At 70.5% G+C, this 15,054-nt stretch carries 10 protein-coding genes; 4 read left to right on the forward strand and 6 right to left on the reverse strand.

What is annotated here, in order from left to right:
• Positions 1–338 precede the first annotated feature (338 nt).
• Together Q0Z66_RS01385 and nudC are read right to left on the reverse strand one after the other, a co-directional pair.
• Positions 339–2,057 carry an ATP-dependent helicase gene (locus Q0Z66_RS01385; protein ID WP_298036800.1) on the reverse strand — a complete coding sequence of 573 codons (1,719 nt, stop codon included), beginning with the start codon at positions 2,055–2,057 and terminating at the stop codon, positions 339–341.
• Complete coding sequence (gene nudC / locus Q0Z66_RS01390) at positions 2,054–2,968, reverse strand: NAD(+) diphosphatase (RefSeq protein ID WP_298036803.1); 915 nt, start codon at positions 2,966–2,968, stop codon at positions 2,054–2,056. The genes Q0Z66_RS01385 and nudC overlap by 4 nt, the downstream gene beginning before the upstream one ends.
• Before the next feature lie 64 nt (positions 2,969–3,032).
• Between nudC and Q0Z66_RS01395 the strand changes: the two genes are divergently transcribed.
• Positions 3,033–4,367, forward strand: a complete 1,335-nt coding sequence (locus Q0Z66_RS01395; RefSeq protein ID WP_298036805.1) for a phosphotransferase — start codon at positions 3,033–3,035, stop codon at positions 4,365–4,367.
• Here the strand turns inward: Q0Z66_RS01395 and Q0Z66_RS01400 are convergent.
• Complete coding sequence (locus tag Q0Z66_RS01400) at positions 4,313–7,759, reverse strand: ATP-dependent DNA helicase (protein WP_298036807.1); 3,447 nt, start codon at positions 7,757–7,759, stop codon at positions 4,313–4,315. The two genes, Q0Z66_RS01395 and Q0Z66_RS01400, sit on opposite strands and share 55 nt — an antisense overlap.
• A complete protein-coding gene (locus tag Q0Z66_RS01405; protein WP_298036810.1) occupies positions 7,756–10,998 on the reverse strand; it encodes an ATP-dependent DNA helicase in 3,243 nt (1,080 codons plus the stop codon). The genes Q0Z66_RS01400 and Q0Z66_RS01405 overlap by 4 nt, the downstream gene beginning before the upstream one ends.
• 151 nt (positions 10,999–11,149) lie before the next feature.
• On the opposite strand from Q0Z66_RS01405, the gene Q0Z66_RS01410 reads away from it, so the two are divergent.
• Together Q0Z66_RS01410 and Q0Z66_RS01415 are read left to right on the forward strand one after the other, a co-directional pair.
• Positions 11,150–11,374 carry a DUF3107 domain-containing protein gene (locus Q0Z66_RS01410; RefSeq protein WP_298036813.1) on the forward strand — a complete coding sequence of 75 codons (225 nt, stop codon included), beginning with the start codon at positions 11,150–11,152 and terminating at the stop codon, positions 11,372–11,374.
• A 7-nt stretch (positions 11,375–11,381) separates the two neighbouring features.
• Entirely contained in the window at positions 11,382–11,669 is a 288-nt protein-coding gene (locus Q0Z66_RS01415; protein WP_298036816.1) for a hypothetical protein, read from the forward strand.
• A 15-nt stretch (positions 11,670–11,684) separates the two neighbouring features.
• Here the strand turns inward: Q0Z66_RS01415 and Q0Z66_RS01420 are convergent, their stop codons facing one another.
• A complete protein-coding gene (locus Q0Z66_RS01420) occupies positions 11,685–12,395 on the reverse strand; it encodes a ferritin-like fold-containing protein (protein ID WP_298036820.1) in 711 nt (236 codons plus the stop codon).
• A gap of 176 nt (positions 12,396–12,571) precedes the next feature.
• On the opposite strand from Q0Z66_RS01420, the gene Q0Z66_RS01425 reads away from it, so the two are divergent.
• Positions 12,572–14,086, forward strand: coding sequence for a DEAD/DEAH box helicase (locus Q0Z66_RS01425; protein ID WP_298036823.1), 1,515 nt, complete (start codon positions 12,572–12,574; stop codon positions 14,084–14,086).
• A gap of 51 nt (positions 14,087–14,137) precedes the next feature.
• Here Q0Z66_RS01425 and Q0Z66_RS01430 read toward each other — a convergent pair whose 3' ends face one another.
• On the reverse strand, positions 14,138–15,013 hold the full coding sequence (locus Q0Z66_RS01430; protein ID WP_298036826.1) for a PHP domain-containing protein: 876 nt from the start codon (positions 15,011–15,013) through the stop codon (positions 14,138–14,140).
• Between the last annotated feature and the right edge of the window lie 41 nt (positions 15,014–15,054).

Here is a 15,054-nt window from a genome sequence, read left to right on the forward strand (position 1 = left end):
TGCGGATACCGCGGCGATCGGCGTCGTCCTCGTGCACGGTGCGGCCTCCGCACGACAGTTCGGCCCGTACCTGCGCGAGGATCTCTCCCACCTGCCCGTGGCGTTCGAGCCGGGCGGCACCCGAGTTGGTCCGCTCGTCGTGCCCGGCGAGACACCGTGCCTCTCCTGCCGGGACGGCCATGAACGCGATCGCGACCCGGCCTGGCCACTGCTCCACTCGCAGCTGATCGGTGCGACCCGCGAACGGGTGTCGACCGTTCACGCCGTCGAAGCGGCGGGCCTCGTCCAACGCGTTCTCACGCGGATCGGCGAGGGATCCCCGGCGACGGCGGTGCGCGTCACCCCCGACGGGCGCCGCGTGTGGAGCGCGGCGACGTTTCACGAAGAATGCCGGTGCCGCGCGCAGTCGTTCCGATCTCCTGCAGGAATCGGGATGCTGCCCGTTCTCGATGACCGGCGGCACGCGACCAGGTCATCGACAGCGTTCGCGCTGCGCGCGTGATGCCCACGTAGGCGAGGCGCCGCTCCTCGTCGATGGCTTCGAAATCGGTCGCATAGCCGATGGGCAGTGCCCCCTCGGCCCACCCCGCCAGGTGCACGTGCGGCCACTCGAGGCCCTTTGCCGCGTGCAGGGTCGAGAGCGTGACCGTCTCGAGAGTGGGCTCGTGCTGATCCTTCGCGCGCGCCATGAGCATCTCGCTGAAGGAGCGCAGCGTCGTCTCGGGCGGGGCCTCCTCGGCCAGGCGCAGCAGGGCGCGGCGCGCCTCCCAGCTCTCGCGCTGGGCGCCGGGCGCGGGCGGCTCCTCGGTCAGGCCGAGTTCGCGCATCACCCGGATGACGTTGGGGAGGAAACCGCGCTCGGTCGGAGCGACAGATGCTCCGCGCAGAGCGAGCACCGCCTGTCGCACTTCGGGCATGTCGAAGAAGCGCCGGCCGCCGAGCACGGAGGAGGCGATCCCGGCATCGGCGAGCGCCTGCTGGATCGCCCCGGACTGCGCGTGCGAGCGGTACAGCACCGCGATCTCGGACGCCGAGGCGCCCGAGGCGAGCTGGGCGGTGATGGATCGGGCGATTCCGGCGGCCTCATCGGTCTCGGTGTCGAATGCGGTGACCGTCGGGGGCTCCGCGGTGATCGCCGCCCTGGCGGCGACGAGTTCCAGGGCGCCCGGGCGCCCCTTCATCAGCGCGTTGGCCGCCGCGAGGATCGGTGGCTGCGAACGGTAGTTCGTCTCGAGTCGGACGACCGTCGCATCCGGATAGGTGCGCCCGAATTCGAGGAGGTAGCGCTGCTCGGCCCCGGCGAACGAGTAGATCGTCTGGCTGGCGTCTCCGACGACGCAGATGTCTCGGCGGTCGCCGAGCCACAGCTCCAGCAGCCGGTTCTGCAGGGGCGAGACGTCCTGGAACTCATCGACCGTGAAGTGGCGGTACTGCTCACGGACGGATGCCGCGACCCGCGGCTCCGCCTCCAGCATCCCCGCGCATGCCAGTAGGACGTCCTCGAAGTCGAGCTGACGACGGTCGTCCTTGAGCACCTCGTAGCCCTGCTGGAGCGCCGCGAGCTGATCCGTGCCGACTTTTCCGACCGAGCGGCCAAGCTCGGCGTGCTGGTCGATCGAGAGCATCGAGACCTTGCGCCATTCGATCTCGCTGGCCACGTCCCGCAGAGTCGCGGTGTCCAGGCGCAGGCGCAGCTGGTCGGCGGCCTGACCGAGCACGCGCACCTTGTTGTCGATGATGCTCGGTGCGGGCGAGCCCGCCAGCGTCGGCCAGAAGAAGTTCAGTTGAGACAGAGCAGCCGCGTGGAACGTGCGTGCGACGACGCCCGCCACTCCGAGTGCGCGCAGGCGCCCGCGGAGCTCACCGGCCGCTTTGCTCGTGAAGGTGACCGCGAGCACCCGGTTGGGCGTGTACGCCCCGGTGTCAACCCCATGGGCGATGCGGTGGGTGATCACCCGGGTCTTGCCGGTACCGGCTCCCGCGAGCACCGCCACGGGGCCGCGGAGGATGGATGCCGCTTCGCGCTGCCGGTCGTCGAGGGCGTCGAGGGCGCTCACAGGGAATCGCCGTGGTCGGCCGGCGCACCGTGCGGGCGCTCGTCGTACCAGCCCTGGATGAGCGTGCGGGCGATCGAGGCGGGACCGGGGAGGCCGACCGGGCCGTCGCCGACCAGGGCGCTGCCGATCTCCTCGCGCGTGAACCAGCGCACGTCGATGATCTCCTCGCCATCGGGGCGCGCTTCGCGCTCGTCCGAGGCGGTCGCCCGGAACCCGACCATGAGCGATCGGGGGTAGGGCCAGGGCTGGGATGCGATGTAGCGGAGGTCTGTCAGGAGAACCCCGGCCTCCTCCTCGATCTCCCGGTGCACCGTGGTCTCGAGCGATTCCCCGGCCTCGACGAACCCCGCGAAGCAGGAGTACATGCGTCCGCGCCAGTTGGCGTTCGCCCCCAGGAGGAGTCGCTGTCGGTCTGCGCTCTCGACGGCGACGATGACCGCCGGATCGGTGCGCGGGAAGATGTCGATCTCGCACATCGCGCACCGGCGCGACCACCCGCCCTGGCGGATCTCTGTCTCCGCCCCGCACACCGTGCAGAACCGTGCACCGAGCATCCACGAGGCCAGGGATACCGCGGCGATCAGCAGCTCGGTGCTCTCGGCGTCGAGCATCCCTCCGGTGTCGCGCACTCCGAGCCAGGTCTCGGCGGGAGCCGCATCGATCGTGTCGCTGAGGGGCGGCACCGCGGCCAGCAGCAGGGATGATCCGTCACTGTGCCGCCCGAGCACGCCCCACTCGGCCTCGCCGACATCGCCGAGGGGAACCATCAGCAGACGGCCGTCCGCGACACGGGCCCGCCCCTCGCGGACCACGACCGCGCGCGTGTCAGGGGCTGCCCGCAGTGCGTCGAGGATCCCCTCCTCGTCGCGCAGGTGCGCAGTGCGATCGAAAAAAGCACGTCGAACGGTCATCGACTCCCTCTCTCACAGGCGTGGCGTGGGTGCAACCGCGCCCGAGCAGACCTACCCTGGGTGCATGGCACGGTCTCCCTTCACTCTAGCGGCGGCAGTCACGGCCGCCCTGCCCGAGGCAGAGGTCGTCGGGACCCGCGTCCTCACCGCCGGCGGCGATGGCCGCTTCGATTCGGCCGTCATCACGCTGGCCGATGGCAGCGAGGTCGCGATCCGGGTCGGCGACGACGATGAGACGGCCCGCGAGCTCGCCGCAGAGTCGATCGCCCTGCGGGCCCTGACCCCGGGTGCGCGCGCCATGCTCCCATTCCAGGCCCCGGAATACCGGGGCGAGACCCTGATCGCCGATGGTCGTGCTCTCGTGACGGGGCTTCTGCCCGGCTTCCAGATCGAGGCCGCTGACATCCCCGCGGGTCGGGGGGCCGCCGAGTCGATGGGCACCGCGATCGCCGCCCTGCATGCGCTTCCCGCCTCCGTCGTGCGCGGCGCAGGCCTCCCCGCCCGAAGCAGCGCCGAGGTGCGCGAGGAGATCCGTCAGCTCGTCGACCGCGCCGCCGCCACCGGCCGTGTTCCCGCACGTCTCACCGTGCGCTGGCGCGAAGCCGTCGACGATGACGACCTGTGGCGATTCGAATCGGCCGTGGTCCTCGGCGGGACCGAGGCGAAGTCCTTCATCTTCGACGACGACGACGAGCTCGGCCCCCGTGTCACCGGGATCGTGCACTGGAACGGTCTGTCGATCGGCGACCCGGCCGCGGACCTCGCGTGGCTCTCGGCGGCGCCGGATGCCGAAGCCGATGTGCACGCCGCATACGCCGCCGCATCAACCCGCTCCCCCGACCCGGCCCTCGTCGTGCGCGCCCGGATGCTCGCCGAGCTCGAATTCGCACGCTGGCTGCTGCACGGGGAATCCTTGCACCGCGACGACATCATGAATGACGCGGCAGGTCTCCTGGAGGCTCTCGCTCAGGGCCTGCGCGAACGCGATCTCTCCGTCATCGCGGCGCGCGCCGACGGCGTCGAATCCGCCCTCGATGCGCTCGACCGCGTTCCCGCGACCCCCGAAACCCTCATCGACACGTCGATGCAGACCGACGCTTATAATCCCGAGGACCTCCTCGTCCTCGCCGATCTCCCGGATGCCGCGCCCGCCGACGTCACAGAGGATCTGCGCGAGGTCGCCGAGTCGGACCTCATCCCGGAGGTCACGGACGAGAAGGCCGCGCCCGTCGAGCTGGCTGACACCGTCCCCGTTGCCCCGACCGAGAGCCGCGAAGCGGCACCCCGTCGCGCAGACGGCATCGCGACCGACGACGATCCGGACGCCGACCCGGCGGAGGAGGCTCAGCGCGCCGCGCGCGCAGCCCTCCAGCGCTGGACCAGCTCCTCTTCGGAATAGACGCGGTCTCCGCGGATCACGAGATCATCGGCGACGTAGTACAGAGCGACGTCGATCTCCTCCAGCGGAACCCCGAACCGCCGGTGGTACGCCAACCGGTACAGCGCGAGCTGCAGCATGCGCTCATCCCGCTCAGCGGCGGTCTTGGGCGCCTTGCCGGTCTTCCAGTCGACGATCTCGATTCGGCCGCCCCGATCATCACGGCGATACACGGCGTCCAGCTTGCAGATCACGATGTGCCCGGCATCGTCTTCGGTCCCGCCGCCGAGCGCGAAGTCGATCTCGATCTCGACCGCGATCGGTCGCAGCCGGGCCCATTCGCTTTCCAGGAAGATCTCCCGCAGCCGCTCGAGGTCGGCTTCATCCGCTGCGGATGCCGTCACAGCATCCGGCTGCTCCTCATCGATCTCCCAGAGCGCGCTCTCCGGACTCGGCGCCGCACCGACCAGCCCCGACCGGTGCTCGACCCAGGCATGGAAGAGCGTGCCCAGTCGTGTCTGCCGGTAGGGCCGCTCCGGCATCGGACGACTGAGCCCGCGCACCGTCGCCGCGTAGTCGGTGACGTAGTCCTTGAAGCGCGAGGCCGGCACGCGCGTCGGCGCAACCGCCACGGTCCCGCTCTGCCGCTCGGCACGCTCGGCGAGGAGACGCTGCAGCAGATCGCTCGGCGTCGGCGCCGGTTCATCGAAAGCCGCGCGCACCGCAGCGGCGGCCGCTTCGACCCTCTCCCGGCGACCGCCGAGCGGATCCAGCGGCCACACCAGGGTCTGGCCTTCGCCCTCGTAGGGGTTCGCGTCCGGATCGACCTCGCCGGCCTCGCCCGCCCCCAGCGCCTCCCACGCTTCCCGCAGGAACGGTCCCGGAATGCGCGGCTTCTTCTGCCCGGCCCAGTGCGATCCGGTCAGGAGCAGGTCCGTGCGCGCGCGGGTGACGGCCACATACGCCAGCCGGCGTTCCTCCTGCAGCTGGTACTCGCGGTACTCCTCCTTGAACACGGTGATCGCCCCGGGCGTGGTCTTGCTCGCACTCGTGAGCGAGGCGATCCCCGCCTTCAGCCGTTTCGCCTCATCGAGCTCTTCCTCGACGGGCAGGAACCAGGTGAACTTCGGCAGCGCCGCGGCATCGCCGCGCAACGCGAACGGCAGCACGCCGAACCCGAACCAGCCCGACGTATCGCTGGGAGTGGAGGGCAGCTCCCCCTCGACCATCCGCACCACCGCCACAGCATCCCATTCGAGCCCCTTGGACCCGTGGATCGTCAGCAGCTGCACGACACCGGGCTCCGGCGGCTCCGGCCGCGGCATGAGCTCGTCCGTGACCTCGGCCTTGTCGAGCCAAGCCAGAAGACTGCCGATCGAGCCCCGGTCATCGGCCGCGAGGAAGGCCCGTACCTCATCGGCGAACGCCCGCAGCTGCGTCGCGGCGACACGGGCGGCGCCGCGCGTCTCGTTCGCCGCGAGTTCGATGTCCAGCCGCAGCTCGAGCTCGATCAGGCGGATGAGCTCGGGGATCGGCTGACCGGATGCCCGGCGGAGCCGCTCGAATGCCTCGCCGGCCAACCGGATGCGCGCACGCCCCTCGGAGGTGAATCCCTCCAGCAGTCGGTAGTCGTCGCGCAGGCCCCGCACCACGTCGACGGCGTCGATGATCGACACCGCCTCGTCGATGCCGCGCGATGAGCGGATGCGCGCACGTAGTTCATCAGGCAACGGGAGCAGTCCGCTGTCGCGGCGGGCGAGCTCGCCGGCGAGTGCGTACAGGGCCTGCATGTCGGCCACGCCGACCCCGAAGCGCGGGCCCACGAGGAGCCGGATGAGCGAGGACCCGGCGTTCGGATCATGGATCACCCGCAGCGCCGACACCACGTCGACGACCTCGGGGGTCGACAGCAGCCCGCCCAGTCCGAGAATGCGATGCGGAATACCCCGTGCCGCGAGCGCCTCGGCGAAGGTCTGCATGTGCCGCTTGGAGCGGAACAGGATCGCCCCCGTGTGCGGCTTGGCCCCATCGGTGTGGGCCGCTCGGCGCGCGGCGAACCACTCCGCGACGTCGGCGGCCTCATCGTGAACCGTGAACGAGTAACGGGTCTCGACCGTCCCCCGCCCCGCCCCGGGACGCGGTTCGAGCGGCGGGACGTCGAGCCCCGGGCGCTGCAGCGGCACGAGCACGGTGTTCGCGATGTCAAGGATCGTGCTGTCGTTGCGCCAGCTCGTCATGAGGCTGTAGCTCTGCGCAGCCTGGTGCGCGGCGAACGTTCGCGCGAAGGCGTAGAGATTGTCGGCGCTCGCGCCGCGCCATCCGTAGATCGACTGGTGCGGGTCGCCGACCGCCATCACCGCGCTATCGCGGAACAGTGCTGCGAGGAACTGCGTCTGGATCACCGAGGTGTCCTGATACTCGTCGAGGAGCACCACGCGGTGCTGTTCGCGAAGCCCCTCGCGCACATCCGGCGACGATTCGACGATGCCGAAGGCCCCGCTGACCTGGTCGGCGAAATCGAGTACTCCCCGGCGGTGCTTCTCGGAGATGTACTCGCGCACCAGTGCCGAGAGCGTCGGCAGGGCCAGGAGATTGTCGGCGATCTTCGCGATCGCGCCGTTGCTGCGATAGGGCTCGAAGGCCGCGGCCTGCTCGAGCGCGATGCGGTCGGCCCGGTCGAGGTCGGCCCGGTGGTCGAGAGCATCCCCGGCCAGGCGCTGCACCGCATCGACGATCGTCGCCACCGACAGGTCGATGTCCTCCAGCTGCGGAAGATCGGCCCGCAGCACGACCTCGCGCGCCAGCATCCACGACGCCGCCTGGCTGAGCATCGCGACATCCGGGTCGCGGCCGATCCGAGCGGCGTGCTCGCGCACGATCGAGTCCGCGAACGCGTTGTAGGTCGAGACCTTCGGACGGATGAGCAGGTCGTCGCTGCTGCGCGGCGCCGATGGATCGAACCCGGTCGCGTATTCGGCGGCGAGCTCATCGAGCACCTGGGTCCGCACGGCGGCGCGCTGCGCCGCGTTCGTCGCGGCGTCGATGCGGGACAGGGCTCCGGATGCCACGATCCGCGGCACGAACGGGAGCAGGCCCCGCCGACCGTACTCGTCGATGACGGCCAGACGCGCGCCGATGCGTTCGGCGAGCTCGCCCGCGGCCTTGCGGGTGAAGGTGAGCCCGAGGATCTCGTCACGGCGCACGATGCCGTTCGCGACGAGCCACACGACGCGCCCCGACATCGTCTCTGTCTTCCCGCTTCCGGCGCCGGCGACCACGAGCGCCGGGGTCAACGGCGCTTCGATGACCTTCTGCTGAGCCGGGGTGGGCGGCGGCTGGCCGAGCGCCGCGGCGACGTCGAGCGCTGAGAGCCCGAGGCCGCGCAGTGACTCGGGCGCGACGACGCCGCTCACGCGCTCACCGCCGGAACCGTGTGGATGCGGCACGGATGCACACGCCACTGGACGTCGTGGCAGTGCGTCTCGACGTGGGCCGTGAAACTGTTGGACGACATGCCGCGAGCCGCATCGGCGAGACGGTTCAGGAACCGCGCGCGGTCCTCACCGCGCAGCGTGTGCTGATGCGCGACCCGGTAATCGCTCTTGGCCAGTGTCTGGGCCACGAGCACGAGGCGCGCTCCGGCGAGCGCGGCGGCATCCGCGCCCGCGACCTGCCCCTGCTCGACCGCGATCTGATACGCCGCGAGCTGAGCGTGCTCGAGCACCTTCCCATCGGACTCCGGCTCGTTCTTGCCGGTCTTCAGATCGACCACGACCACCCGTTCTCCCTCGGCCTCCGACCGCATCGCGGTCATTCCTCGTCCGCGCGCCGCCGCATGCTCGCCGCCGCCGGGCGGATACGCCTCGACGCGGTCGATGAACCCGTGCACGAGCGCGCGGTGCGGGCCGTGCACCTCGTCTCCGGTGTATACCGCGGGTGCCGCCTCGTCGTCACCGGGGCGCTCGGGCACCTGCACGGCGAAGCGGAACTCGCCCTCGTTCGCGATCACGCGTCCGCCCTCGGCCGTGACCCGATCGAGGTAGGAGTGCAGCCGATCGATGTACAGCTCGGCCCGACGACGTTCCTTACGACCGATCCACTCCGTCTCGAACTCGAGCTCCGGCCAGAGCCGGGCCACGACCTCACGCATCTTCTCGAGCTCGCCATCGGGCGCGATCTCCATGGCGGAGTGGATGATGGTGCCGATCCCGGCCGATGGCGGCAGCACCGTGTCTCCGCCGAGCGAGGAGATCGCCCAACCCAACTCGCAGGTCTCGAAGGCCTCCATCCGCGACGGCGAGACCCGCGCCGCCTCGACCTCGAGGTCGTGCAGCGGAGCCGTCGTCGACGGTTCCGGAATGCCGTACCACTCGGCCGGGGCTGCTCCCGGGACGTCGGCCTCGGCGAGCAGGCGGAGCTCGCGCGCGGCCATCGTGCGCACGGCGGGATCGCTCGAGCTCGTCAGTGTGCGCCGGTGGCGAGCGACCAGACCGCGCAGCGTGAGCGGATACTCGGAGGACGGATGCTCCGACAGCGGCGCTGGCTCCGGCAGGAACGAGAAGAACGGGCTCGGCCCCGTCGCGTCGTCGTCGACCGCCGTCACGACGATGCGCGAACGAGCCCGGGAGACGGCGCGCACGAACAGACGGAGCTCGTCGTGCAGCGCTTCTCGGCGCCGGTCGATGGCTCCGGGCGGGTCCAGCGGCGCGCCCGTGCGCGCAGCGGCGACGGCATCGGCCAGACGCCACGTCTCGAGCATGCCGCCGCGCAGGCGGGTATTGGGCCAGACACCGTCCTGCACACCGGAGACGATGACCGCCTCGAATTGCGTTCCCAGAGCCGTGGCGGGCGTGAGGAGGGTGACCAGGCCCGGACGATCGGGGGTCGAGAGCGTGTCTTCGGGCACCTCGCTGTCGAGGATCTCGCGCACGAACGTCTCGGCGCGTTCATTCGGCGTGCGCTCGACGAAGCGCTTGGCCGCATCGAACAGTGCGACCAGAGCGTCGAGCGAACGTGCGACCTCGGCGCCGCCGGGCTGCTCCGCGGCCTCGCGCCAGTGCCGTTGAAGCTTCGAGCCGTCGAGGGCGCGCGCATCGTCCCAGATGCGCCACAGCAACTCGTGGATGGTCTCGTTCGCGGCGGCCGCCGCCGTGGATTCGGCGAGCGTCCGCGCGAAGCGGGCCGCGACGCGAGCCTCCGGAGCGTCGATGAAGGTGAAGGCGAGAGGCTCGGCCATGGCCGCCCGCAGCAGCTCGGATGCCGGCGTCGCCCCGCCCTCGGCGAGCTCGGCATGCCGCATCCGCGCGCGCAGACGGCGCAGGCCCACGGCATCCATCCCGCCGAACGGCGAGCGCAGCGCGTCGACGAGCATCTCGGTGGTGCGCTGCTCGAGAGGCGTGAGCGCGAGACGGACGATGCCGACGATGTCGCGCACGATGCCCTCGCTGCCGAGCGGGCGCTGCACGCCCGCGGCCCGGGTCGGGACCTCGCGCGCCGCCAGCTCGGCCTCGAGCATCGTCACCTGCCGGGTGTCGTGGGCGATCACCGCCATGTCGCTCCACGCGATGCCGTGGCTGAGGCGCCAATCCCGGAGCGTGCCGGCGATCCGGTCGATCTCTTCATGGGGAGATCCCGCCAGATAGGTCTGCACGGCATCATCGGGCTCGTCCGGACGGGGCCCGGGGGCACGACGGTGATCGACGCGACCGGCGACGCCGATCGCCTGGGTGACGGTGCGCGTCAGATCGGTGAGCGCACGGGTCTGCCGGTGCGCGGCGTCGAGGACGAACAGATGCTCGAGCACCGTCGTGAGTTCGTGGAACAACTGCGGACTCGCCCCGCGGAATGCCCCCGAGGAGATGTCGGGGTCGCCGAAGGCCATGACCGCGATGCCGCGCTCCCGCAGTGCCCGCACGAGCGTGATTCCCCCGCGCGTCGTCTCCTGCGCGTCGTCCATGAGCACGACCCGCAACGGCGCCAACGGGCCGAGCGTCGCCGCATCGGCGCGCTGCAGGATCGCCGCCGCCTCGCTCACGAGGTCCGCGGCGTCGCGGTAGGAGGTGCGCATTCCCGCGAGCACCGCGCGGTACTCCTCGGTGAAGTCGCCCACCGCGCGCCACACCGGGCGGTCGGAGGCCTGCAGCTCGTCGGGCCGGACGCCCAGTTCGGTGCACTCCGCGAGGAAGGCTCGCAGCTCCGACCGGAACCCCGTGGAGGCGCGCACCGAGCGGCTCAGCGTCTCGGGCCAGCGACTGGGCTGTCCCGACTCCTCGTCCTCGGCGTCTCCGGCGAGGAGATCGGCGATGATGCGGTCCTGATCGGCTCCGGTCAGCAGCGCCGGGGGCTCCTGGCCCGCGTGCACCATCGCACCGCGGACGATCTGGAACGCCAATGAACCGAGCGACCGTGCCAGCGGCCCCGGTGTCGCCTGCGCGATGCGCACGCCGATCCGGTCGCGCAGCACGGTCGCCGCCTGACGATTCGCGGTGAGCACGAGCACCTCTTCGGGCGCGAGCGCATCGGGACCGGACAGCAGGTGCGCCACCCGGTCGATGAGCGTGTGCGTCTTGCCCGTGCCCGGACCTCCGATGATCACTCCGGATGCCTCGACGGGGGCGTTGACGACCGCTCGCTGGCCAGCATCCTCTGTCATGGCATCCACGCTATCCGGCCCCGCCGACATCGCCGTCGCGGCCCGCGGCCTCCCCCGTTGTGCGCCCCTGGCGAAACCTTCCCCGCCGCCGGTCCTCGCGCCGCCGGCCGGGGTAGAGTTGGCGCAGTCCCCGACATGTCAAGGAGCACGCGTGGAAATCCGCATCGGCATCATCAACACCGGCCGCGAACTGAACTTCGAGACCGCCACCAGCGCAGACGACGTGCGCAGCCAGGTCGCCGCAGCCCTCGAGCAGAGCGCGGCCAGCGTCAGCTTCAGCGACGTCAAGGGCAACTCCTACATCGTGCCGACCGCGAACCTCGCGTACATCGAGCTCGGCACCGAAGAGTCGCGTCGCGTCGGCTTCGTCGCCTGACGATCCGATGTACATCCTCCTCGCACTCATCGCCGCGTGCGCGCTGGGAATCGGCGTGCACTACCTGATCCCGAACCGTGAGCTGCGCGGCGTCGCCCTCGTGCCCGCGACCGCGACCGCCGCATCCGCGGCGATCTACACGATCATGCAGTGGAGCGGAATGAGCCAGACGAACGGCTGGCTCTGGCTCGCATCCATCGTCGGATCGCTCGCGATCGCCGCGGTCGTCGGCGTGGTCCTGACCCGTCGCCGTCAGACGGAGGACGCCGAGAAGAAGGCCGCGCTCGGACTCTGAGCAGACCTCCGGCTCTCAGGCCGCGAGACCCATCGCATCCATCCGCCGGGCGTGCGCTCCCATGAGCTCCGTGTAGACGGGCTCGACCCGCTCCTCGTCCTCGGCGAGGCGCTCGGTGCGCAGCGCCTGGCGGGCGACGAGCAGCGTGTCCCCGACCAGCCGCCGAGCCCACATCGACAGCAGCGATCGCCATTCGGCGTCGCCCTCGATCGTCTCGGTGAGGATGCGCACGATCTCGCCCGTGGCGTCGTCCTCGCTGAGGATCTCTGCCACGCGCTCCCCCGTGCTCCCATAGCTCGAGGCCAGCGCGAGATAGAAGTCATCGAGCATTCCCGCCGTGATGTACACCGACAGCAGCGTCTCGCGCGGGCGCGCTCCGATCGTCTTGCGGCGGAACGCATCCAGATGCTCGCGGAACGGCAGCATGACCTCGGTGGGGTCATCGCCCTGCGCGCGGATCACCTCGACGATACCGGTGTGCTTGCTCAGAGCCGCTCCGGCGGCCTCAGTCAGCGCACCCTTCTCGTCGAGATCGGGGGTGGCCCGGATCAGCCGCGTCAGCGTCTCGAAGTAGCCCAGCTGCAGATAGGCGGCCTGGCCGAGGAAGCGGTTCAACTCGGGGGCGAGCTCCGCGAAATCGACGCGCGTCGCATCGCCCATGTCTCCCCTGCTGCGCAAGGACAGCATGCGACGGGGCTTCTCTTTGCGCCAGAACCACTTCACCACGCGTTCAGACTACCCGCGCGCGAAGATAATCTGCGGCGATCCGGAGCCCCTCGGGTAGTGTGGGGAGGTGTCCTGCCGTCGGAGCAGGACCCCGCGCCTGTGGCACAAAGACGGCGTGGATCCGTAACGAGGCGATCTCTTCGCTTACGAAGGTCGCCGGACAGGCAATAGAACACGTGACAACTTTCGCCGATCTCGGCATCGATCAGGACATCGTCGACGCACTCGCCGCCAAGGGCATCGTCGACGCCTTCCCCATCCAGGAGCAGACGATCCCCCTCGGCCTCCCCGGCCAGGACATCATCGGCCAGGCGAAGACCGGTACCGGAAAGACCTTCGGCTTCGGCATCCCGGTCGTCCAGCGCCTGGGCGAGAACCCGGAGCCGGGCGTCAAGGCCCTCATCGTCGTGCCCACCCGCGAGCTCGCGGTCCAGGTCTACGAAGACATGGACCTGCTGACCAGCAACCGCTCCACCAGCGTCGTCGCCATCTACGGCGGCAAGGCCTATGAGGGCCAGATCGACCAGCTCAAGGCCGGTGCGCAGATCGTCGTCGGCACGCCGGGCCGCCTCATCGACCTCGCGGGCCAGCGCCTGCTCGATCTGTCGAACGCGACCGAGGTCGTGCTCGATGAGGCCGACAAGATGCTCGATCTCGGCTTCCTCGCCGACATCGAGAAGATCTTCTCCAAGGTCCCCGCGGTTCGGCACACGCAGCTGTTCTCGGCGACCATGCCCGGCCCGATCGTGGCCCTGGCGCGCCGGTTCATGTCGAACCCCATCCACATCCGCGCCAACGACCCCGATGAGGGCCTGACGCAGGCCAACATCAAGCACGTCATCTACCGCGCGCACTCCCTCGACAAGGACGAGGTCATCGCCCGCATCCTGCAGGCGGAGGGCCGCGAGAAGACGGTGATCTTCACCCGCACCAAGCGCGCGGCGCAGAAGCTCGTCGACGAGCTGAGCGACCGCGGCTTCAACGTCGGCGGCGTGCACGGAGACATGGGCCAGGAGCAGCGCGAGCGCTCGATGGCGGCGTTCAAGGCCGGCAAGAAGGACGTGCTGGTCGCCACGGACGTCGCCGCCCGCGGCATCGACGTCGACGACGTCACCCACGTCATCAACCACACGATCCCCGATGAGGACAAGACCTACCTGCACCGCGCCGGCCGCACGGGCCGCGCGGGCCGCAACGGCACCGCCGTGACCTTCGTCGATTGGGAAGACCTGCACAAGTGGGCCCTCATCAACCGCGCCCTCGAGTTCGGTCAGCCCGAGCCCGTCGAGACCTACTCGTCGAGCCCGCACCTGTACACGGATCTGAACATCCCCGAGGGCACCAAGGGCCGTCTGACGACGGCGCCCAAGGCCCAGGCGCCGAAGAAGCCGGCGCGCCAGCGCCCCGAGAAGGCAGCCGACGTCGCCGCCGAGCAGGGCGCGGGCGACGGCACCACGCGTCGCCGTCGCCGTCGCCGCCGCGGCGGTTCGGATGCAGCGGTCGGATCCACCTTCGTCGAGGATGCCGCGTCCCCCGCCGCCCCCGAGGCGGCTCCGGCCGTCGACCGCGACGCCGATGGCGCAGGAACGCACGATGGCGACAAGAGCCATGAGCACCAGGACGGCAAGCCCGCCCCCCAGCGCCGCCGCCGGCGTCGCCGTTCGGGCGGTGCGGCACCCGCCGGCGCCTGACACCCTCTGACCGGTGGGGCGGATGCGAGCTGCATCCGCCCCACTGTCGTCTCAGGCGTCCGCGAGCTGAGGCGGCGTGCCGGTGGCGCGATCGATGATGCGGGCGAGCATGGCGTCCGCGGTCGTGTTCTCTCCCGGCAGGTTGGGCTTTCCGGCCCCGTGGTAATCGCTCGAACCGGTCACGATCAGATCGTGCTCGACAGCGATGCCGTGCAGCATGCGCTTGCCCTCGTCGGTGTTCTCGCGGTGATCGATCTCGAAGCCGCCGAGCCCCTCGTCGATCAGCTGCTCGATGAGGGCGAGCGGCATCATCCGGTCGCGTCCGGCGGTGACGGGGTGCGCGATGACCGCCACTCCCCCGGCCCGGGTGATCAGGCGCACCGCGGTGAGCGGGTCCGGCGCGTAGTGGGGCTCGTAGTACCCCTCGCGCGGATGGAGGATGCCGTCGAACGCCTCCCCGCGATCGCGGACGATGCCGCGGGCCACAAGAGCATCGGCGATGTGCGGACGCCCGACCGTGGCATCCTTCGTCGTCTGCGTGAGCACGTCTTCCCAGGTCAGGTCGTAATCGCGGGCGATGTTGCGCACGATCCGCTCCGCGCGGCCCATCCGATCCTCACGGATGCGACGCGTCTCGTCCTGCAGCGCGGCGTTCTCGGGGTCGAAGAGGTAACCGAGCACGTGCACGCTGCGCCACTCGTGCTTCGCCGACAGTTCGATGCCGGGGATGAACGACACACCCTGCTGTGCCGCTTCCCGCGATGCCTCGCCCCACCCCGTCGTGCGGTCGTGATCGGTGAGCGCCAGAGTGCGTACGCCGTGGGCGTGAGCCTGGCGCACGACTTCGGCGGGCGACTGCGTGCCATCGGAGTGGTTCGAATGCAGATGCAGGTCATTCGGGCCGGTGAAACGCGGGCAATCGGTCATGATTCGACCCTACTGCCGCCGGTTCCCGGGAGTGCCGAGGC

The organism is uncultured Microbacterium sp. (assembly GCF_947632095.1).
Taxonomy (GTDB): Bacteria; Actinomycetota; Actinomycetes; order Actinomycetales; family Microbacteriaceae; genus Microbacterium.

What these genes read in the sequence shown, in the direction of transcription:
- Q0Z66_RS01395 (WP_298036805.1), top strand. Translation starts at nt 3,033, where the DNA reads ATGGCACGGTCTCCCTTCACTCTAGCGGCGGCAGTCACGGCCGCCCTG.
- Q0Z66_RS01415 (WP_298036816.1), top strand. Translation starts at nt 11,382, where the DNA reads ATGTACATCCTCCTCGCACTCATCGCCGCGTGCGCGCTGGGAATCGGC.
- Q0Z66_RS01430 (WP_298036826.1), bottom strand. Translation starts at nt 15,013, where the DNA reads ATGACCGATTGCCCGCGTTTCACCGGCCCGAATGACCTGCATCTGCAT.
- nudC (WP_298036803.1), bottom strand. Translation starts at nt 2,968, where the DNA reads ATGACCGTTCGACGTGCTTTTTTCGATCGCACTGCGCACCTGCGCGAC.
- Q0Z66_RS01405 (WP_298036810.1), bottom strand. Translation starts at nt 10,998, where the DNA reads ATGACAGAGGATGCTGGCCAGCGAGCGGTCGTCAACGCCCCCGTCGAG.